General features: G+C 42.9%; 3 protein-coding genes and 1 pseudogene. All 4 read right to left on the bottom strand.

Annotated features, from left to right (window positions below):
* Positions 1–1,049 precede the first annotated feature (1,049 nt).
* Complete coding sequence (locus F6K54_RS42290) at positions 1,050–1,535, bottom strand: gas vesicle protein K (RefSeq protein WP_293090469.1); 486 nt, start codon at positions 1,533–1,535, stop codon at positions 1,050–1,052.
* A 130-nt stretch (positions 1,536–1,665) separates the two neighbouring features.
* Complete coding sequence (locus tag F6K54_RS42285; protein ID WP_293090468.1) at positions 1,666–1,884, bottom strand: hypothetical protein; 219 nt, start codon at positions 1,882–1,884, stop codon at positions 1,666–1,668.
* 495 nt (positions 1,885–2,379) lie between these two features.
* A pseudogene (locus F6K54_RS43950) lies at positions 2,380–2,751 on the bottom strand (zinc ribbon domain-containing protein); the annotation flags it as partial.
* Between the two features lie 15 nt (positions 2,752–2,766).
* Complete coding sequence (locus F6K54_RS43945) at positions 2,767–2,955, bottom strand: transposase (RefSeq protein WP_375342039.1); 189 nt, start codon at positions 2,953–2,955, stop codon at positions 2,767–2,769.
* Between the last annotated feature and the right edge of the window lie 257 nt (positions 2,956–3,212).

Here is a 3,212-nt window from a genome sequence, read left to right as displayed (position 1 = left end):
TGCTGGTCTATCGCTGCCAGAAAATTATGGAGCAGCAGGAATTTGTTCAGGGTTTAACCTGTTTTCACGCTGTGGCCTCAAACTAGAAATGCTTAATCATCACTAATCATCCGGACATGATATAATATTGGTTTTAGCATTTTTTTGTCTAAAAAAGTGCCAGATTTTCAGCTTTTTGAGCTGCATAAAGCTAGTATTTTGGGACGATTATGCCAGAAAAATCATTCTTACAATTCTTACTCCTACCTCCTCGCTCCCGAACCATTTCTCCTGTCTCCTGTCTCCTGTCTCCTACCCCTACTAAAAGACTTTTGAGCGCAAACCCTAATTATCCGGACATGATATAACCGGATTTTATATAACAGCAATGGCAGTGGAAATCATCGTACCTCCACAAGCATCTGGGAATAAGATTCTTGACTATCAAACCAAAAAGGACAATCAATATCCTAACTCTTCTATATTTAGCTTGAATTTTTGACATCCTCCCGACGTTGCGCTTACAAGGGCAGCGCGGGATTCCAAAACCTCGCGGTTCAGGACTTTCTGCTTCCTCTTGACAGAGGAGCTGCGCTAACGTAGCACTTGCCTCCGAGGCCAAACCTCTTTCTGGTCTTACGGTCGCTCCACAGACTGAAACTGCTAGCCCAGCAGCCTAATTAGGGTTTGCTGAAAAAGTATGAGTGGTAGAGGTAGAATCCAGCAATCCTGCAATCCAGAAGTCAGGAGGAATAGGAATTATAGAAGAAGTAGTCAGAAGAATCGTCCCTTGATTTTCTACCCCTCGAAATGCCGAAAATCTAAGATTTTTGAACCTGACCCACCTAAAAGCTGGTACTCCCTTAGTACCTGAAAAGGGTAAAACCAATACAAGTCAAGACTTTGATATTTAATCAGCAAGCCCTAATTATATTATGATAGCATACCCTTGTAAGAACCGCTCTTATTGATTGGTTTTCCCATCCCTCCGCTCCCCTAATAGCTGCCGCCACCATCCTCCGCCAACGGGAGAGCGCGGGTCTTCAACCAACGTTGAGATAACCTGATATTTATTTTTTCCTTTGATCGATCGGTTTAGAAGTCAAAACCAAGTGTAAACGAGCATGAATCAAACTTAACTCTGCCAAACCTAAATCTAGACTGCCATCCAAAACCACTCCAGTATTCAAAATCCGGTCTAATAACTCTAAAATAGAAGGATTTTCAGAATTTTCTCCTGGATAATACTCTCCCGACTTGGGCAACAAAGTACCAATTTCACCCAAATCCAAATTCAAATCTTCGGGGTCAATATCAAATACTTCGCACAGTTTAATCACCTGTTCTTCCAACTGTCGCAGACTTTCAGCCGCACGGTCTAATTCTTCATCACTCAACATTTCTGCATCCATTCGGCGAATTACTTGAGCTTCCATTAATTGCCGTACCAACTCAATAACTGTTAGCAACAATGGAGCTAACCCTGCTTCAGAATTACTCTGAGATTTGCCAATAGGAATTATTGAGGGTTCTTCTGGAGACGGTTCTGGAGACATAAGAAATAAAGTATGGGGAGTGTGGGGTAGGGACGTTGCATGCAACGTCCCTACTTCTGTAGGGGAGTAATTTTTTTCCCCTTGCTAACTAACTGGTCAGTAATTACTTCTAAATTCTAAATTCTAAATTCTAAATTCTAAAACGTTGTAAAGCTTGCCATTTAGCAAACCGCCATTGTTGAAGTTCTCTGTTAGAAATAACTTCAGTTCTAGCAACCTGCATTCTAGCTCTTTCAACTGTTCGATTATTTTGGCCATAGAGACCGCGACAAGACAAACAACCACGAACAGCTTTACTGCTAAGAATATGTTTGCTAGTTTTGATTTTTATTGCTGTATCTAATGCCATGTTTTACCACTATTGTCATCGTTATGTGACGTTCTCCTACATCAAATCAAAGATTATGATGTAGGCTTCCCAGCCTCACGGACGTGGGCTTTCTGTTTTGCTGGCGCAACGCTACGCGTTACATGTCGCGGAGCGAAACGCAGGGAGTGCAACCACTTAACCCTCCACAGACAGAGACTCGGAGACCCATCGCCTTTTTGTACTAAACAATTCTGTACTCCGATACACTCCCTCAAGAGTTTTACCTTTTCACGGGTTGACGCTTAACTTCACCAATTGAACCCCATACTCTATGTCGTTTTCGAGCGCCCTGTTATCAGGTGCGTATTACCGCTACTCCTGATAGAATCACCAATAACACAAAGAAGTACACAATACAAGAAACTAAGTGGACGCTACGCGGTTTATTTGTTGGTCGGTAATTCCCCTCCCGTTAACATTCGTATAACGGGAGACCCCTTGCCGACATCAAAGTTGGTATGATATTCATATCAATCACTGCTCTATAAAACCGATATAAAACGTCATAAAAAGTAACATTTTAATGTTTACTTCCTGCTGTACGGACGTTGCATGCAACGTCCCTACGCTAGGCCGTAGGCGGTTACTCATCCACAGGCATTCACGACCAAGCCGACCGCATCGAAGAAGTGCGTCTTGCATTCTGAGGAAATCTCGCCAATTAGCACTTGCGTTCAAATCTCTATCTATTGACAAGCCACATTCTGGGCAATCATAAGTCCTCAAATGCAATGGCATATCTTGAACCTGACCACAATTCGAGCAAGTTTTTGAGGATGGAAAAAACCTATCAGCTACTACTAACTCACAACCGTACCACTGAGTTTTATATTCTAACTGCCTACGAAATTCATAAAACCACTATCTGCTCACTGATTTAGCTAGCTTATGATTAGCCATCATTCCAGAGAGATTAAGGTCTTCAATAACAACAGTGCCGTGGTTCTTGGCTACATAAGTTGTCAATTTATGAAATACGTCTTGACGGATGTTAGCTACTCTCCTATGTAGCCTAGCTATCTTCAGTAGTTCCGCTACTTGCCTATTCAAATCTGGCTTTTGAGCATTGCTTGATACTCGACAATATAGGATAGTTTTTCTAGTAACTGCGGGTGTACTTTTGATATAGGATTGACATCCTCTCCGGCCTAAAGGCGCGGAGATTCCTACCGAGCCGAAGCTCCTCGGTGGGTTGACGTTTTGCGCTTCGCAAAGCTCCGCTAACACAGGCTGCTGCTACTTTTGCAGTAGTCTTACGCTTGCCTCCGCGTCCGTTTAATGTCTCGGACTGCCCGCCCGCGACTAAT

The organism is Okeania sp. SIO3B5 (genome assembly GCF_010692555.1).
Taxonomy (GTDB): Bacteria; Cyanobacteriota; Cyanobacteriia; order Cyanobacteriales; family Microcoleaceae; genus Okeania.
This window is presented reverse-complemented; position numbering and strand designations above follow the sequence as displayed.

Coding starts and splice junctions, on each gene's coding strand:
- F6K54_RS42290 (WP_293090469.1), bottom strand. CDS start 1,535: ATGTCTCCAGAACCGTCTCCAGAAGAACCCTCAATAATTCCTATTGGC.
- F6K54_RS42285 (WP_293090468.1), bottom strand. CDS start 1,884: ATGGCATTAGATACAGCAATAAAAATCAAAACTAGCAAACATATTCTT.